The organism is Psychrobacillus sp. Z3-81, assembly GCF_056620325.1.
On the sequence record NZ_JBWQPU010000007.1, the window covers coordinates 1 to 16,801 of the forward strand.

The window sequence follows — 16,801 nt, forward strand, 5'->3', positions numbered from 1 at the left end:
GATGTCATGTTTGTTTTGCGATATGTTTCAATCGCTGTATATCTTGACGTTTTGCATGTTCAGTTTTCAATGTTCATGTCAGTTGTTTTTTTGACAACTTCTCAAGTTTATCATCTTCTTATCGAAGAGTCAAGAACTTTTTTATCTTCATTAGTTTGCGCTACTGATTTAGCAGCTCAATCATTCTATCATTCATCAAAACCAAAGTCAAGAACTTTTTTTGAGTTTTTCAATCAAGTTACGCTGTCGTTTTGACGACTTTTGTATCTTAGCATCTTTTAAACATGAATGTCAACAGCAAATCATAAAATTAACTAAATACCAATTCGAAAAGGTGTGTGTGCTTTGAAAACAAGGCTTTTAATAATAGTCTCCTCATTGTTTTTATTCTTCTTACTCTTAATCTATCCTAGCAATTATCCTAGCTTACTACCTGTATTTCAAGTAACGGAAAACCCAACAGTCATCTCTCAAGGTACTTACGGAAATACTCTAACGATTGATTTAACCTTCGGAAGAGAGGACGTCCAGGAACTTATTAATAACTTAGAGACTCCATACCCTCAGTTTTTTATAAGTATTGAGTGGATCGAAAGGTCGGAAGAAATAATTGAGTTAATGAATGAAAAGAAAATCCCAATCGGACTATTAGGAAAAGAAGGTATCACTTATATAGAAGATAAAGGATTATTCGACAGAGAAGTAGAGCGCTTTGAAAAGGCGATAGGAAAGAAACCTTTATGGTTTAGAACGATAGACTACGAGTTTCCATACGAATTACAAAAACAAGCATGGGCGCACGAGATAAACTCCCTGGGATCGAGTAAGTATTGGTTAGAAGAATTTCCTAAGCTAGAAAAAGGTGATATCATTACTGTACCTCTTCACCAACAAGAACGAGTAGACATAAAAGAACTTTCTAAGATTCTTCAAACAACAGATTTTGTCACAATTGAACAAAACATTTTTGAGTTAAAGGTTAAAACAAAGTCCTATCCAAATTAAAAAAAGCATCGGCACACAGCCGATGCTTTTTTTAATCTTTTTTTACAGCATTTCCTTCTCTTCTCGCTTTTCTTCTAGCCTCTAATTTCGCGCGATCTTCGTCAGATTTTGCATTGTATTTTGGTAGAGCAATTAATTGATATGCATTAACAGCTAAGATTGGGAACAATAATAAAGTAACCCAGCTATCGACATTATCCGCTCTAACCATTAACACTGGCAGCCATTCAATCGTTGATACAACAATCATGAAAAACATCGCAGAGATAAGGGCATGTTTTTTTGTTTTATTCGCTTTAATAATTGCTACAACCACAGCAGTAATAATTAAGATAGCCAATAGACCTGTATAAAGCCAAACATCAGCAGACGTCTCAGCATTCGGGCGGAATCGGAAGAAAATTAAATCAAAAATAACAAACGCGATGATTAATAATTGTACCCAGTTCCAAAGTGTTAAGGATCTGAATATATTCACGCCCATTTGGTGAATAGTTAAATATGCAAAGAAGCCCATTTGCGCAATAACACTTATAGTGAATCCCATAACTACCATAAAAGCAAAGGCAGCAAGGAACTCACCCCATTCACCTGCTTCAAAGTATTTTGCAAAAGCGTCGTCCCAACGGATAAATAATCCTAATATACCCGTTGTAATCCCACCTATTAACATAGCATTTATAAAAAATTTAAACCAATTTCGAATAGTCACAGCGAAATTTCCTCCATATAATTCTATTTCCTCATTTGATTGTATCAAATAAGATATAGAAAAATCTATTTCTTCCTGAAGTCAATACATATTTCTCAAGTAAATGTGAACAATACATGAAAGGAGGGTGAAGTATATAATGAAATATTTTTCCTTAATTTTATTTACACTTGTCGTTTTAGCAGGGTGTAGCGACTCTTCAACGAACATTTCTTATGAAGATAATAAAAAAATGGTGGTTGATGCGCTACAGACAGAGGAAGGGAAAAAAGCTCTTCGTACTATCTTAGCTGACTCCCAGTTCCAAGACATGCTAATCATTGAAAATGATCAGGTTAAAAAATCTGTGGAAGAAACGATGCTTTCGAAAAAGGCCGAGGATTTTTGGAAAGAAGTATATCAAGATCCAAAGTTCTCTGAAACGATGGCAAAGAGCATGCAGAAGCAGCAAGAGGACTTGATGAAGAACATGATGAAGGACTCAGACTACCTGAAGGATTTAGAAGCATTCTTTTCTTCTCCAGAAATGAAAAAAGAGTTGGAAAAGGCTCTAAAGTCGAGTGACATTCGAAAGGAAATGGAAAAGGTAGTAGAAGAAACTATCAATAGTCCTGCCTTACAAGCAAAATGGCAAAAGCTTGTGGAAGAAGCTGGTGGTAAATCCGAAGAAGGCGGAGAATCAAAAGATAAAGAAAGCAAAGAAGGTGGAGATGGAGGAAAAGGCGGAGAAGGTTCCGGAAAATAAGGCCGCTTCCTTTATAGGAAACGGCCCTTTTCTTATGATTTTTCGATTACTTTTTTTGCTATATCTAAGTATAGCTTTCCTGTATCATGATCTTCTCCGTAAACGGATGGAGCGAAATCTATGTCATTCCAGTCAGGCTGACCAAGTGGTATTTGGCCAAGTAGGTCTGTTCGAAGCTCTTCAGCAAGCTTTGGACCTCCACCTTTTCCAAATACAAATTCCTTTTCACCAGTCGATTTAGATTCAAACCAAGCCATGTTTTCAATGACACCTAGAATCTCATGATCTGTTTGAAGTGCCATAGCACCAGCTCTAGCTGCAACGAATGCTGCCGTTGGATGAGGAGTTGTTACAACGATTTCCTTAGAAGCCGGTAGCATTTGATGGATATCCAATGCTACATCTCCAGTTCCTGGTGGTAAGTCTAATAGTAGAAAGTCTAGCTCTCCCCATTCCACATCTTTAAAGAATTGATCTAATACTTTTCCTAGCATTGGTCCACGCCATACAACTGGAGCATTGTTTTCTACAAAGAATCCCATAGAGATAACCTTTACACCTTTTCTCTCTACCGGAATAATACGATCATTTTTAATTTGTGGTACGTCCTTAACCCCCATCATATCAGGAACGCTAAAGCCATAAATATCGGCATCTACTAACGCTACTTTTTTCCCTAATCGCGCTAATGCTACGGCAAGGTTAACAGAAACAGTAGATTTCCCAACTCCTCCTTTACCAGAAGCGATGGAGATAATTTTTACTTTACTGTTTGGAGATAATAAATTCTCACTGTCCCCCTCCGTGCCCTTCCCACGGAACTGCTCCAACACTTCTTTCGGCAATTCCTCAAAGCGTATTCCAACTGTGTTAGCTCCAGCTTTTTTTAATATATCTACTACCTTTGTTTGAAGTTGCATTTGCTCGGCAGAATTAACCTTTGCAATAGCCAATTTTACACTCACATGTTGCTTCTCTTCTTTAATAGAGACCTGGGTAATCCCATTTGTTTCTTCTAGAGTTCTATGTAAAAATGGATCTGTTAATTCTCCAAGTAACGCACGAACTTGTTGTTCATTAATCATTTTGTAGACACTCCCCTTAAAAGATAAAATCATCTTTACTAGTATACCATAGGTAGGTGTCTAGATTCCCTAAGATTGCCTAATAAACGGTTTCCTCAACATACGAGCGTATACCATCTGCAATCGCTTCCACCATTTGATTTTGATACTTATCAGTAGTGAGAAGAGCCCGCTCCTCGTCATTACTTATAAACCCTGTTTCAACTAATACAGCAGGTGCATTTGCCTTTTTCAACACATAAACTTGTTTAATAGAAAGCGCTTCTCTTTCCGTGTTGCCAATATTATTTCGAATAGATGCCTGAATTGCTTTTGCCAAAGGCTCACTATTCTCATGGCCCGTTGCATGGTAAAAAACTTGAGCGCCTCTCCATCTATCTTCCGGCACTGCATTAACATGAAGGCTAATAACGATATCTGGCTTTGTATTATTAATAATTTCTTCTCGCAAAAGAAGATCTGCTACTTTCCGCGAACGCGTCGTTCGATATTCTTCGTTCGGCCTATGCTCCGCAATTGCATCTCCTTCTTTACTACGAGTCATTACCACTGTTGCCCCTTGAGACTTTAACAACTTCTCTAGCTTTAGTGACATAGCCAAGGTAATATCTCTTTCCACAATCTCTCCATGACTTGCACCACCATCAATTCCCCCGTGTCCCGGGTCAATGACAATCTTCACCCCAGCTAGTGGCTCTGGTAAAAAGAAACCAATATCACTCGCTCTTGTACCATATACTACTGCAACTAGAGATACTAAAAACAACACAGATATTACTAGCCATTTTTTCAGATTCATCTCTCCTTTTGCACTCATTATACGTATGAGGGACAAAGAGTATGATTAGAAACGAGGCTTGATTTTTGAGCTAATGAAAAAAGAAGGAACAGCCAGTAGGGTTACTACGGAAATAATAAAAAAGACGGCTGCTCCACTACCTACATTATCCAATAAAAGCCCCCCTGTACTCGGACCTAATATTCTCCCAATCGATTTCACTCCAGACAGAGCAAAGTAGGTTCCCTTCTCATGGTCCTCGCACATTCCATCTATATGTATATCTACCATTGTAAAAACGAGCACTTCACCTGCAGTAAAAATGACCATTGCTATTATTAGAACGACAATATTTGGGCTTTGACCGAAGACTAGCAGCCCAAGTGCAAGCATTCCACTACCAATCATGATAGAAGTAGTAGTACTAATTTTCTCTCCAATCTTATAGACAAAATATTGAATGATTAACACTGTAATAGCATTTGTCGTAATTAGCCAAGCAAAATATTGAACGGCTATCTCTACATCAAAGGTTTTTCCAAGATATTGACTGAAAGTGGAATCAAATTGACTATAGCCAAAGCTAATAAAGATTAAGCCTAAAACAAATACTCCAAACGCATAGTCTTTCTTAAAAACGTAAAAGGAGGAGAAAATACTCGGCTTCCTAGCCGGAACAATCGGCTGCTCCACTGGATACCTCTTAAATAACACCAGGAAGGTAAGTATGTTTATAAAGAAGATGAAAGCTACTGCAAAGAAGATATTTTCTAACCCAAACCTTTGAAAATAGACAGATGTTAGTGGTGCGATAGCTGCCGATATATTAATTAAAAAATAGCGGATATTGAAGATAAGTCTCCTATTTTCGGGCTCTGTATAGAGACTCAGAAGTACTCGGTATGTAGGCTCCACTGTAGATTGACTCATCCCTAACACAACCGCAAATACGATAAACCCAGCATATTCATCAATAAAAGGGAAATAGATATAGCATGCCAGATATCCTACAAGACCCGCTAATATAACTTTATTTTTCGGGAACTTGTCGATATAGGGTCCTATAAAAAAACTCATAATAAGTCCAGAAAATGCAAGGGTAGATAGAATTGTCCCTATTTGAACTCCCGTAAAATCAAATTCATTCAATAAAAATAGCGTTAGATACGGTATTACTAGAAAGGTTCCAAAGCGAGCTAAAAAGATACTCGCAAGTAAAGTGGTAGTTACCACATTAAACTTATTTCTCATCAATCACAGCTTCTCTCTATTTGTTATATACATAAACACAGACTTCCTTGCCCTTAAGCATAATTTCCTTTTCCAAAGCCATACCTATTTTTTCGGCAACTTTTCTAGAAGCTTTATTAGCTATTTGAATCAAAGAAATGAGCCGATTTGCTTTTATTACTTCAGTCCCCCTCTTCTTAAACGTTTGCGCAGCCTCACTTGCATACCCTTTACCCCAATAATCACTTGCAATCCAGTAACCTATTTCTAATTCCTCCATTCCCTCTATCCGTTGAGGAACTATTCCTGCGTGACCTACAAGAGCTCCATCGCTTTTACGAATCATCAATTTTAACCCATATTCATCATCGCTCTGATAATGACCATAGATCCAAGCTAAAAATTCCTTGGACTCCTGTAGATTTCGAGTGTTTCCTCCCCCAATAAATTTCACCATTTCAGGATCAGAGAGCATGGAAGCTAAAAACTCCAAGTCACTATCCTCGTACTTTCGATAGATGAACCTTTCCGATTCAATCACTTAACTCCCCCCTAACTGTTTTAATCGTCCCTTACTATACACCTCTCCCAAAAGGGATACAATATCCTTTTACATAATTCTTAATTAATAGAAATCTACTAAAATATACAAATTATTTCCCAGGTGATAACTCTATTGCTTCATACTACGATTTGGAGTATATTGATACGAAAAGGTAAATAATAGGGGTTTATAAATGAAGAGAATGTTTGCGGCTATTCTTTCTTTCGTTTTGCTCTTTAGCATCTCATACGGATTTGCTAATAATGTAGAAGCAGGAGCAAAATTTATAAAAACTGTACAGAGCTAAACAAGGATTATAAGGGTGGAGTTGCTAAAACGACTTCCGTAAAAAACAAAGGTGGTAAAACAAAGCACAAGCCACATGTCTCAAAAGAATTGTATGAAGCAAATAAAAGCAAGGATCGAGACAAAGACGGAATTGCTTGCGAAAAATAAGGCTGGGGCAAATCGAATGAGTAAGCACTTATGATCTATCATTTGATAAAGGTCATAAGTGCTTACTTGTTTTTAGAACTCAGGTTCTCCGCTGCTTCGGACGCTTTCTATGAGGGAAACAGAATGTTGGTCAGGACTTTGTATATTATATTTTCACTTCAAGCATTTCTAATGCCAGCTCCAAGTCCTTGTCTTGATGAATGAAATCAGGTGACCATTCAATATAATAATGTGGCTTAATCCCTTTCCCGTGAATTGAGTCCACAACCGTTTTTTCTTTTACCCTAGAAAACGGATAGAAGAAAGAGAATTCTCCATTCCATGTGACTTGTAGTAAATCACTGTAATCGTTTATTCCCATCGTTGCACGGCCGACCACTGTGACCTTAGAAGATTCCAATGCTACTCTCACAAAGTCCTCCCCAGCACTTGCACATCCATAATCCGTTAACAGGATAACGTTTAGCGGATATCTCTCTCCTTGAAATTCATCTCCCATTTCTTCAATATAAGAAGAAAAATCAATAACAGTAAAACCCACATCTCTATTTGAATCTAAAGTAGAAAGAGCAGTCTCTAACATGTTTAGTGTTTGTTCATCTATTTGAAAACTTTTTGCCTCACTTACTTGTTTCGAAAATAGCTCCACATTCCTGCTAGTGCAGTTAAACTCTCTTTCCGGAATCTCAGAGCTTGGTTTTTCCTCTTGCTTAAAAAGAAATGGGAGCAACTCATCAACAGCATGTACATTCCCACCTTTGTTATTTCGTACGTCTATGATGAGATTTTTTGCTTTTTGAAGTCGAGGCTTATTTTGCTCAATAAAATGGCGGATAGCTTGATAATCGTTAAAGTCTGAGAAGGTGAGCATCAGTGTCTCCCTCGTAAGATTTTCAGCACGGTAAATAGGAGCTCGTTCTTTTCTTTCGTATTTATTTATTTCTAGTTGAAGCCCATTCTGTAACTCTATACGCTCTGTTCCTAAAAGAACAGGCATCCAATGCTGTCTTTCAACCATCGTTTCCCCGATTAGTCTACTTTCTTCACTAGCTATAGAGGGTATGGTTTTGCCATCTATTAATAGAATGGCATCACCCTTCTTTAATCTGCTTTCCTCCTGAACATCCGTAATATATAAAAGATCCCCGCTTCTCCGCACCTGAAAGCCAATTGTTTCAGGCCTTGCTCCTTCACTCCCGTGTAACACAAAATACATATGGTGATCCTGAAAATCGGCAAGATAGTCATTAATGAGATTCGTGAATTTATTTGGGGTCAATTCATTTGCAGCTTCCATGCCTTTGATTTTTCTTCTATAAGTATCTGGCTTCCCCCAGCCTCTCTTATCCTCAAAGCCAGCATAGTCAGTATTAGTAATAGATACTATTTCTTCAAAAATAGACAGATAGCTCATTCTAATTCTCCTCTTTCGCATTAGTGATGTTCCAAAAAATTACATATTATAATGATTCTATCTCCTAAGTATAATTCCTTCTTTTTTCCCCTATCGGCAGACGCTGGCGTTAGACAAAGACTGCATGAAAAAACACCCTTAAGTTAGTTTTACTCTAACTTAAGGGTGTTCAGGTTATTTGTTAATTAAATGCGAGTATCTTTAAAGCCGCAGTATGCGTCAACTGGGTCTTCACCTTTAAATTCAGATTGACCCATCAATTTTTCAACTAATAATTCAATTGTTCCTTTGTTACCATCATACGCATTAATGTATGTTTTCACTTGAGGAACATCCGCTAAGTGGAATGGGTAATTTACAGAAACGAAAATAGTCGGTATTTCGTGAACATAGAATGGAATATCAGGTGTTCCTTTTAAAGCATTCCATGTCATACGTTGTACTACTTCACCCGGTTTAACGTTTGCAACATTAATGATTAAATCATATTTGTCGGTTAAGTCTTTAATAGGACGTTTTGCTGCATAAGCATTCGCGATGCTCTTCATTTGTTCTTCTGGTGGTAATTCAGAGATTTTATCCATTGGTGATACGTGAATTTCCACTTCAAAGCCTTTTGATTCAAGTTCTGCTTTCAGAAGATCAATTGGCTTAGGTTTATTTCCGCTAATTAATTTAGTAAATGCGCCTTCTGCCGTTTTTACGTTAACCAATAATACTCGTTTGTATTTCTCAGGAGTAACAGGCCAGATATCTTGTTTGTCTTTTACCAATGTAATGGCGCGATCAGCAACTTCTTTAAATAGCGCTACATTTTCAGGAAGACCGATTTGTTTCATTGCTTCTTCTTTTGGCATCATGATTTCTGTTTTCGCTTTTTTATGAAGTCCTAGTGACGCTTTAAGACCTAGGATACGAGTAAGAGCTGCTTCTAAACGCTCCTCAGTGATAACACCGTTTTTGTATCCATCCATCATGAAACCGAAGTCTTCATCTGGATCGTTGAAGAATAAGAATAAGTCACAACCAGCTGCAATAGCAGTAGGAAGCATATCTCTACGTTTCATTGCAGATGTCATCGCTACCATGTGACTAGCATCTGTTACAACAACACCGTTAAATCCTAATTTACCACGTAATAAGTCTGTGATTAATTCTTTAGAAAGTGATGCTGGTAATAAATCTTCATCTGTTAATTCAGGGTTGAAGAATTTTGAGTAAGCTGGTTGATGAATATGACCAGCCATAATTGATGGTAGACCAGCATCAATTAAACCTTGATACACCTTTCCAAATGTAGCATCCCACTCTTCGCAAGATAAGTGATTAGGTGCGAAAGATAAATGGTGGTCACGCTCATCAACACCGTCTCCTGGGAAATGTTTAGCAGCAGGAGCGATTCCGCTTTCCTGGATACCTTTCATGTACGCTAAGCTCATTTCTAGAACTTGGTCCGGGTCAGAACCGAAAATACGGTTTGAGATGATTGGGTTACGCCAGTTCATGCTAATATCAACGACTGGCGCAAAGCTCCAGTTACATCCGATTGCAGAAGCTTCTACACCAGAAACTCGGCCCATTTCATACGCCCATTTAGCGTCTTTTGTTGCACCGATTTTAACTTCTAGCCCAACTTCTGTACCATCTGTACAAGCACCGTTACCGCCTGCCTCTGTATTTGCTGCAATTAATAAAGGAATTTTACTGTTTTCTTGAAGAATTTTATTTTGGTCGTATACTTCTTCCGCTGTACCTGGGTTATAGCGAACAGCACCGATATGATAATTGTCTAAAACACTTGTCAAATATTCTTTATCACGGCTAGATCCCATGTTCACAAATAATTGACCGATTTTTTCTTCAATTGACATTGAAGCGATCGTTTCTGTAACCCATTGAATATCTGAGTCAGATAAAAAATAAGGTTTTGCTTTTAAGTCAACTTTAGTCATTTCTTGTAATACTCCTCTGCTGATGATTTTAATATAGGTACCTATACATTCGTGTAAAAAATCATTCGTTTATCTTTATAGCATTTTCAGCAATTCTGTTTTTAACGTATTCTAAACAAATATGAACCAATTTAATCGAAGGATTCGAGTGATTTCAGTGCCCACTCATAATCTTTGATAACTGTCTTTGCTTGTTCAAAAGATAAGCCATTTGCTTGTTGGGAATTTACCTATTCTTAAATAAAAACCCATTGTTTAACCAAGCTAATGTTTGTCTCTTTAAAATACTTATAGGTAAAATTGGAGTTTTTCTCTCTTACTCACAACTTCACCACGATCTATATAGCACCCTATGTATTTTATATAACATGCTATATAAAGTGTCAACACTTCATCATGTAATGTAATTTTTATACTAGGAATATAGACCAGGATTTTCTGATGACAAAAAGATAAGCCTCTATATTTATGACTATCTTTTAAAGCACAAACCATTAGACACTTCACCTTTTTACCAGTGATCACAATAATGGCGTTTGGCCTGTCAACATTTCTTTAGGCTACAATCAGCAAGTTAGCAACGATTTCTTTTAAAGCATTGAATGATTTTTAAGTGGTAGGTTTACCTTTTCATAATTTGAGCAGAAGACAAGAAATTATACAAAACCCAAACAATACACTTCAAAACTTTTCTTGCACAAGTTCAGTAAAGAAGAATTTATTGAACGGTTAGAAGATTGTCACTCTGTATTTTTTTATGGGAGGATAAGATGAGTTGTCGGTCAACAGTCATTCTTCCATTAAAAAAGACCCCCAACCAAAAAGGTTGAGAGTCTTGAAACGTAATATATTAACGTTTTGAGAACTGAGGTGCACGACGCGCGCCTTTAAGACCGTATTTTTTACGCTCTTTCATACGTGGGTCACGTGTTAAGAATCCAGCAGATTTAAGAGCTGGACGGAAGTCAGGGTCTACAGTAAGTAGAGCACGAGCGATTCCGTGACGGATAGCTCCAGCTTGACCTGTGAATCCACCACCGTTAACGTTTACGTGAATATCATAGCTACCTAGAGTTTGAGTAGTTACTAAAGGTTGTTTAATTATTTCACGTAAAGTTTCGTATGGTACATAATCTTCGATGCTACGATTGTTGATAACAATGTTTCCTTCGCCTGGTACTAAACGTACGCGAGCTACTGAACTTTTACGGCGACCAGTGCCGATATATTGAACTTGTGCCAAGGGTATGTCCTCCTCTTAATTATTATCCGCGAAGCTCATAAGCTTCTGGTTTTTGTGCTGCATGTGGATGTTCTGCTCCAGCATAAACATGAAGCTTACCGAACATTTGACGTCCTAAAGTGTTTTTAGGAAGCATGCCTTTGATTGCTAATTCAATCATTTTTGTTGGGTAGTTATTACGCATTTCTAATGCAGTACGTTGTTTAAGACCACCAGCATATTGAGTGTGACGGTAGTAAATTTTGTCATTTAACTTGTTACCAGTTAAGTGAATTTTCTCCGCATTGATGATGATAACGTGATCACCAGTGTCAACGTTTGGAGTGAAAGTTGGTTTATTTTTTCCACGTAAGATAGCAGCTACTTCAGAAGCAAGACGACCAAGAGTTTGGCCTTCAGCGTCGATCACTAACCATTTACGCTCTACTTCGTGACCTTTAGCCATGAATGTTGTACGCATGTATTTTGTCCTCCTAATTCAATCGTTTTCGATCTAAAATTTTCTATATCCTCATACCAATAAGTTTCGGGGCTTATATTGTGGGGTTAATGAAAATACCATACATCATCATACCCCAGGAGCATACAATAGTCAAGTATTTTTCATAAAACACCTGGAAAAGTTGCTTCAATCCTTATACCTTACTTCCTCCAGGTATAAACCGTGTGCTGGTGCGGTTTTTCCGGCCTTTTTTCTGTCGCAGGAATGCAAAATCCTAGGTAGGTCTTCTTCCCCTATTTTTCCAATTCCAACCTCCCAGAGAGTACCTGCAATAATCCGAACCATATTATACAAAAATCCATTTCCACTGATGATCATGTGCAGCTGTTTCGACTGTTCATGCCATATAAATTCAATAGACTGAACACTTCTTACAAAATCCTTCACACTTGTATTGGATGCACAAAAGCTTGAAAAGTCATGTGTCCCTAAAAGATGTCTAGAGGCAGCTCTCATGCTTTCGATATTTGGACGATATCTTTCTGCATGAACGCTGTAATGTCGCTCAAATGGGCTGTGTACGTCACTTAACGACCATATATACCGATAAGTCTTCCCAGTCGTATCAAAGCGGGCATGAAAATCATCCCTTACCTGCTTCACGGAGAGTACTCGTATATCCTTGGGAAGCTGAACGTTTAATGCCGTTCTCCACCGATCCATAGGAAATGTATAAGTAGTATCAAAGTGAATGACCTGTCCAGTTGCATGAACCCCGGCATCTGTTCTACCGCTCGCAACTACTCTGACAGCCTCTCCCTTATGAATCTTTGTTAAAACCTTCTCTAATTCTAATTGAACGGTCCGCTTTCCTGGCTGTACCTGATAACCAGAAAACTGACTTCCATCGTAGCTGATGACTGCTCGAAGTCTCACCATAAATCCTCCATTACTGCCTAAAATAGAAAAGTAAAGCAGCTAATATTACTAAAGAAAGTAAGCTCATTGTGTCTCTAGTAGACCACGAGAGCTGACGATATCTTGTCCTACCTTCTCCGCCCTTGTATCCTCTTACCTCCATTGCTGTAGCAAGATCATCCGCTCGTTTGAACGCACTTACAAACAACGGGATTAGCAGTGGAACTACTGCCTTTAGGCGCTCTCTCATCCGGCCTGTGGTCATATCTGAGCCTCTTGCCATTTGTGCCTTCATAATCTTATCCGTTTCATCCATAAGCGTTGGGATAAAGCGAAGAGAAATTGACATCATTAGTGCAAGCTCATGAACAGGAAGCTTCCATTTTTTTAGTGGTCCCAACAATATCTCAATAGCGTCGGTTATAGAGATGGGAGTAGTAGTTAACGTTAGAATAGATGTTAAAATCACTAGAACAAAGAATCGGATAGAAATAAAGATCCCTTGCTTTAACCCTTCCTCGTATATACGAATAAACTTCCATTCCAAAATTACTGACCCTTCTCTTGTAAAGAAAAGATGCAATAAAAACGTGAAGATAATTAAGATAACGACTGGCTTTAAGCCATTAATTAAAAAATAGAACCGAATTTTAGACAATCTGATAATCATGAATGTAAACAAAATAAGAATGCCATACGTAATCCAGTTATTTGCAATAAAGACGATTGCAATGAATAAAAACACATAAATTAGCTTTGCTCTTGCATCCATTCGGTGAATAAAGGAATCACCAGGGATGAATCTGCCAAAGATCATTTTTTCTAGCATACTTACTCACGCCCTTCCTTTAGAAATAGGGCTAATTCCTTTGCCAGCTGCTCCTCCGTCAAGCAGATTGTCGGTAGCCTGCGTCCCATCATCTTCTCTAGCGTACGCTGAAACTTTACTGTTTGAGGAAGCTCCAAACGATAATCTAACAATCTTTCTTCATCTGCAAATACTTCTTCTGTAGACCCCTCCAGTACACATTTGCCTCTATGCATAAGAGCAATCCTGTCGGCATATCTTGCTGCATCCTCCATACTATGTGTAACTAGAACAGTCGTAAGGCCCTTTTCTTGATGAATTCGGTAAAAAAGCTCCATGATTTCTTTACGTCCTCTAGGATCCAGTCCGGCTGTTGGCTCATCTAATACTAATACCTCTGGATTCATCGCCAAGACACCCGCAATGGCTACTCTTCGCATCTGTCCGCCTGATAGATCAAAGGGTGATTTATCTAGCACATCCTCCGGAAGACCAAGCATGGCAATCAATTCTACCGCTCTAGCCTTAGCCTCTTGCTCTGAAACTCCGTAATTCATTGGTCCAAACATAATGTCCTTTAGAACTGTTTCTTCAAACAATTGATGCTCCGGGAACTGAAAGACAATTCCAACTTTTCGCCTTACTCTACGTATATCCTTGTTCTTCTGCCCTGCTTTCACCTCTACATCACCAAGCCTAACAATACCCTCAGTCGGCTTTAACAGGCCATTTAGATGCTGTAAAACCGTTGATTTCCCTGATCCAGTATGACCGATAATTGCCTGATAGGAGCCTGCTGGTATGCTTATATCCACTTGGAACAAGGCACGCTTTTCAAATGGGGTATCCTTTGCATAGGCATAGCTTACTTGTTGAAGTGTGATGTCCATAAATCATTCACCAATTCTTCTTCCGACATATGTTCTGCTTGCAATTCGATGCCTTCTGACATTAATAGCTTAGACATGTTCATGGCAAACGGTAAATCTAAACCTAGGTCTACTAGCTCCTGACCCTTCTCAAATATCTGGCGAGGTGTTCCTTCTGCATACTTCTCCCCTTGATTCATCATGATCACCCTGTCTGCCAAAAGCGTCTCCTCTAAATCATGGGTGATGGAGATGACCGTTAAATCTGTTTCCTCACGCAGCTGTCTTACTGTGGATAACACCTCTTCTTTTCCTTGCGGATCTAACATAGAGGTGGCTTCGTCCAATATTAATAACTTAGGCTTTAAAGCAATGGCACCGGCTATTGCCACTCGTTGTTTCTGCCCACCCGATAAATGGTGTGGCTCGCTATTTAGGAAATCCACCATGTTTACTCTTGCTAGTGCATCTTTAACCCGTTCTACCATTTCCTCAAAGGGGACTCCGTTGTTCTCTAGAGCAAATGCCACGTCGTCTTGAACCGTAGCACCAACAAATTGATTGTCCGGATTTTGAAACACCATTCCCATCTGGGAACGTGTATTCCACAGATTTTCCTCGGTCAATTGCTCTCCAAATACGTATACCTTTCCCTCCTGAGGAAATAGAAGACCATTCATTAACTTAGCCATTGTAGATTTTCCTGATCCATTATGACCAACAATTGCTACCCATTCTCCTTCATATATAGAAAAGGACACATCATTTACGGCAGGCCTCTTGGTCGTATCTTCTTCATCATATGTATATATTGTATGTTGCAGGGATATTATTTCTGGTTTCATTCTAAAGCCCTCCTCCCACTCATCTCTGCTACTCTCTATTATCTCATGTTTTCACGACAAATTAAAAAAGCGCGCACCTCATTTGGAGAAATGCGCTCTTCTATAACTTATTTCTAGATTGGTTGCTCAATCCCAATCTGTAAATGAGGTGCGTAGAGCTAGACGAGACGTTACTAGAAGTCCGCTCATCATAACACTCTGCTTTTATAATGTCGTATAAATCTGTTTTGAAAAAAGAAGAGGATGGTAAATAAAAACCATAACCCTCTTCAACTTTCTTCTTACTTAAAACAGGTTCCCCTGTTCATTCAATTAAACTAACTCAATTACTACAACTGGTGCTCCATCTCCGCGACGAGGACCAACTTTCATAATACGAGTATAACCGCCTTGACGGTCAGCATAGCGTGGTGCAACATCATCAAACAATTTCTGTAAAGCAAAAACAGTAGACTCGTTACCTTCTTCATCAGTAGTTGTTGCTAATTCACGACGAATATATGCAGCAGCTTGACGACGAGCGTGTAAGTCACCGCGTTTACCTAAAGTGATCATTTTTTCAACAACAGAACGTAATTCCTTTGCACGCGCTTCAGTTGTTTGAAGACGCTCATGGATGATTAAGTCAGTTGCTAAGTCACGTAACATCGCTTTACGTTGAGAACTTGTACGTCCAAGTTTTCTGTAACCCATGGATGTTTCCCTCCTTTGGTGATTAATTCATATCTAGCTATATCAAAATTTCGCTTAGTCTTCTTTACGTAATCCTAAGCCAAGCTCATCTAACTTCGCTCTAACTTCTTCTAAAGATTTACGTCCAAGGTTTCTTACTTTCATCATGTCGTCTTCTGACTTGCTTGCAAGCTCAAGTACAGTATTAATACCTGCACGTTTTAAGCAGTTATAAGAACGAACCGAAAGATCAAGCTCTTCGATAGTCATCTCTAAAACTTTTTCTTTTTGGTCTTCTTCTTTTTCAACCATGATTTCAGCACTCTTCGCCTCATCCGTCATCCCTACAAAAATATTTAAATGCTCTGTTAGTATTTTTGCTCCAAGAGAAATCGCCTCTTTTGGACCGGTGCTGCCATCTGTCCACACATCAAGGGTCAATTTATCAAAGTTTGACAGTTGTCCAACTCGAGTATTTTCCACTTGAAAGTTAACGCGTGAAACTGGAGTATAAATAGAGTCGATCGGGATTACGCCGATAGGAAGATCCTCACGTTTGTTTTGATCAGCAGGAGTGTAGCCACGGCCTCGACTTGCGTACATACGCATTCGGAAATGACCATTTTTCCCGATTGTAGCTATATAAAGCTCCGGATTTAAAATCTCTACGTCACTGTCATGTGTAATGTCAGCTGCTGTAATAACTCCTTCTCCTTTAAAATCAATCTCTATGACTTTTTCTTCATCAGAGTAGATTTTTAAAGCTAGCTTTTTCACATTCATAATAATAGATGCTACATCTTCCACAACACCCTCAATAGTAGAGAATTCGTGTAATACACCATCTATTTGAATAGAAGTTACTGCTGCTCCTGGTAATGAAGACAGAAGGATACGACGTAAAGAATTTCCCAAAGTAGTTCCATAGCCACGTTCGAGCGGTTCTACAACAAATTTACCAAACTTGGCATTTTCGCTGATTTCTACACTTTCAATCTTTGGTTTTTCAATTTCGATCATTCCAATTTACCCTCCCTCAAAACATCGAATGTATAGGTCTTTCCATCATGAATTCGATCGTTT

At 38.5% G+C, this 16,801-nt stretch carries 18 protein-coding genes and 1 pseudogene; 4 read left to right on the forward strand and 15 right to left on the reverse strand.

The annotated features are described in order from the left end of the window. The coding region (locus AC1ECF_RS08975; protein ID WP_480389074.1) for a hypothetical protein at positions 1 to 255 on the forward strand (255 nt) is incomplete at its 5' end. 90 nt (positions 256 to 345) lie between these two features. Further along, positions 346 to 1,005 carry a polysaccharide deacetylase family protein gene (locus AC1ECF_RS08980; protein WP_480389075.1) on the forward strand — a complete coding sequence of 220 codons (660 nt, stop codon included), beginning with the start codon at positions 346 to 348 and terminating at the stop codon, positions 1,003 to 1,005. A 31-nt stretch (positions 1,006 to 1,036) separates the two neighbouring features. Here AC1ECF_RS08980 and AC1ECF_RS08985 read toward each other — a convergent pair whose 3' ends face one another. Further along, the gene (locus tag AC1ECF_RS08985; protein ID WP_480389076.1) at positions 1,037 to 1,717 is read right to left on the reverse strand and encodes a KinB-signaling pathway activation protein; all 681 of its coding nucleotides are present in this window, start codon (positions 1,715 to 1,717) and stop codon (positions 1,037 to 1,039) included. A gap of 139 nt (positions 1,718 to 1,856) precedes the next feature. On the opposite strand from AC1ECF_RS08985, the gene gerD reads away from it, so the two are divergent. After that, on the forward strand, positions 1,857 to 2,462 hold the full coding sequence (gene gerD / locus AC1ECF_RS08990; protein ID WP_480389077.1) for a spore germination lipoprotein GerD: 606 nt from the start codon (positions 1,857 to 1,859) through the stop codon (positions 2,460 to 2,462). Positions 2,463 to 2,494: 32 nt separating this feature from the next. On the opposite strand, the gene AC1ECF_RS08995 is transcribed toward gerD, so the two are convergent. From AC1ECF_RS08995 to AC1ECF_RS09010, 4 genes are all read right to left on the reverse strand, one after another. Continuing rightward, the gene (locus AC1ECF_RS08995) at positions 2,495 to 3,547 is read right to left on the reverse strand and encodes an Mrp/NBP35 family ATP-binding protein (protein WP_480389078.1); all 1,053 of its coding nucleotides are present in this window, start codon (positions 3,545 to 3,547) and stop codon (positions 2,495 to 2,497) included. 79 nt (positions 3,548 to 3,626) lie between these two features. Continuing rightward, a complete protein-coding gene (locus AC1ECF_RS09000; protein ID WP_480389271.1) occupies positions 3,627 to 4,340 on the reverse strand; it encodes an N-acetylmuramoyl-L-alanine amidase in 714 nt (237 codons plus the stop codon). A gap of 51 nt (positions 4,341 to 4,391) precedes the next feature. Then, positions 4,392 to 5,576, reverse strand: coding sequence for an MFS transporter (locus AC1ECF_RS09005; protein WP_480389079.1), 1,185 nt, complete (start codon positions 5,574 to 5,576; stop codon positions 4,392 to 4,394). Positions 5,577 to 5,592: 16 nt separating this feature from the next. Beyond that, on the reverse strand, positions 5,593 to 6,096 hold the full coding sequence (locus AC1ECF_RS09010) for a GNAT family N-acetyltransferase (RefSeq protein WP_480389080.1): 504 nt from the start codon (positions 6,094 to 6,096) through the stop codon (positions 5,593 to 5,595). 196 nt (positions 6,097 to 6,292) lie between these two features. Between AC1ECF_RS09010 and AC1ECF_RS09015 the strand changes: the two are divergent. Continuing rightward, positions 6,293 to 6,555: pseudogene (locus AC1ECF_RS09015) on the forward strand (excalibur calcium-binding domain-containing protein). A gap of 145 nt (positions 6,556 to 6,700) precedes the next feature. On the opposite strand, the gene AC1ECF_RS09020 reads toward AC1ECF_RS09015, so the two are convergent. From AC1ECF_RS09020 to AC1ECF_RS09065, 10 genes are all read right to left on the reverse strand, one after another. After that, positions 6,701 to 7,969 carry a S41 family peptidase gene (locus tag AC1ECF_RS09020; RefSeq protein ID WP_480389081.1) on the reverse strand — a complete coding sequence of 423 codons (1,269 nt, stop codon included), beginning with the start codon at positions 7,967 to 7,969 and terminating at the stop codon, positions 6,701 to 6,703. Between the two features lie 185 nt (positions 7,970 to 8,154). Beyond that, positions 8,155 to 9,921 (reverse strand): glycoside hydrolase family 3 protein, encoded by a 1,767-nt coding sequence (locus tag AC1ECF_RS09025; RefSeq protein WP_480389082.1) that lies wholly within the window; start codon positions 9,919 to 9,921, stop codon positions 8,155 to 8,157. Positions 9,922 to 10,771: 850 nt separating this feature from the next. Then, positions 10,772 to 11,164: a 30S ribosomal protein S9 gene (rpsI, locus tag AC1ECF_RS09030; protein ID WP_480389083.1), complete on the reverse strand. Its 393-nt coding sequence runs from the start codon at positions 11,162 to 11,164 to the stop codon at positions 10,772 to 10,774. A gap of 22 nt (positions 11,165 to 11,186) precedes the next feature. Beyond that, complete coding sequence (rplM, locus tag AC1ECF_RS09035; protein ID WP_480389084.1) at positions 11,187 to 11,624, reverse strand: 50S ribosomal protein L13; 438 nt, start codon at positions 11,622 to 11,624, stop codon at positions 11,187 to 11,189. A 168-nt stretch (positions 11,625 to 11,792) separates the two neighbouring features. Beyond that, positions 11,793 to 12,545, reverse strand: coding sequence for a tRNA pseudouridine(38-40) synthase TruA (truA, locus tag AC1ECF_RS09040; protein ID WP_480389085.1), 753 nt, complete (start codon positions 12,543 to 12,545; stop codon positions 11,793 to 11,795). Positions 12,546 to 12,555: 10 nt separating this feature from the next. Further along, positions 12,556 to 13,353, reverse strand: coding sequence for an energy-coupling factor transporter transmembrane component T family protein (locus AC1ECF_RS09045; RefSeq protein WP_480389086.1), 798 nt, complete (start codon positions 13,351 to 13,353; stop codon positions 12,556 to 12,558). A 2-nt stretch (positions 13,354 to 13,355) separates the two neighbouring features. Further along, positions 13,356 to 14,222 carry an energy-coupling factor ABC transporter ATP-binding protein gene (locus tag AC1ECF_RS09050; protein ID WP_480389087.1) on the reverse strand — a complete coding sequence of 289 codons (867 nt, stop codon included), beginning with the start codon at positions 14,220 to 14,222 and terminating at the stop codon, positions 13,356 to 13,358. After that, positions 14,198 to 15,046 (reverse strand): energy-coupling factor ABC transporter ATP-binding protein, encoded by an 849-nt coding sequence (locus AC1ECF_RS09055; protein WP_480389088.1) that lies wholly within the window; start codon positions 15,044 to 15,046, stop codon positions 14,198 to 14,200. Before AC1ECF_RS09055 ends, AC1ECF_RS09050 begins: the two co-directional genes overlap by 25 nt. Positions 15,047 to 15,358: 312 nt before the next feature. Then, positions 15,359 to 15,739 carry a 50S ribosomal protein L17 gene (rplQ, locus tag AC1ECF_RS09060; protein WP_480389089.1) on the reverse strand — a complete coding sequence of 127 codons (381 nt, stop codon included), beginning with the start codon at positions 15,737 to 15,739 and terminating at the stop codon, positions 15,359 to 15,361. 54 nt (positions 15,740 to 15,793) lie between these two features. Beyond that, positions 15,794 to 16,738, reverse strand: a complete 945-nt coding sequence (locus tag AC1ECF_RS09065) for a DNA-directed RNA polymerase subunit alpha (protein WP_480389090.1) — start codon at positions 16,736 to 16,738, stop codon at positions 15,794 to 15,796. Positions 16,739 to 16,801 lie beyond the last annotated feature (63 nt).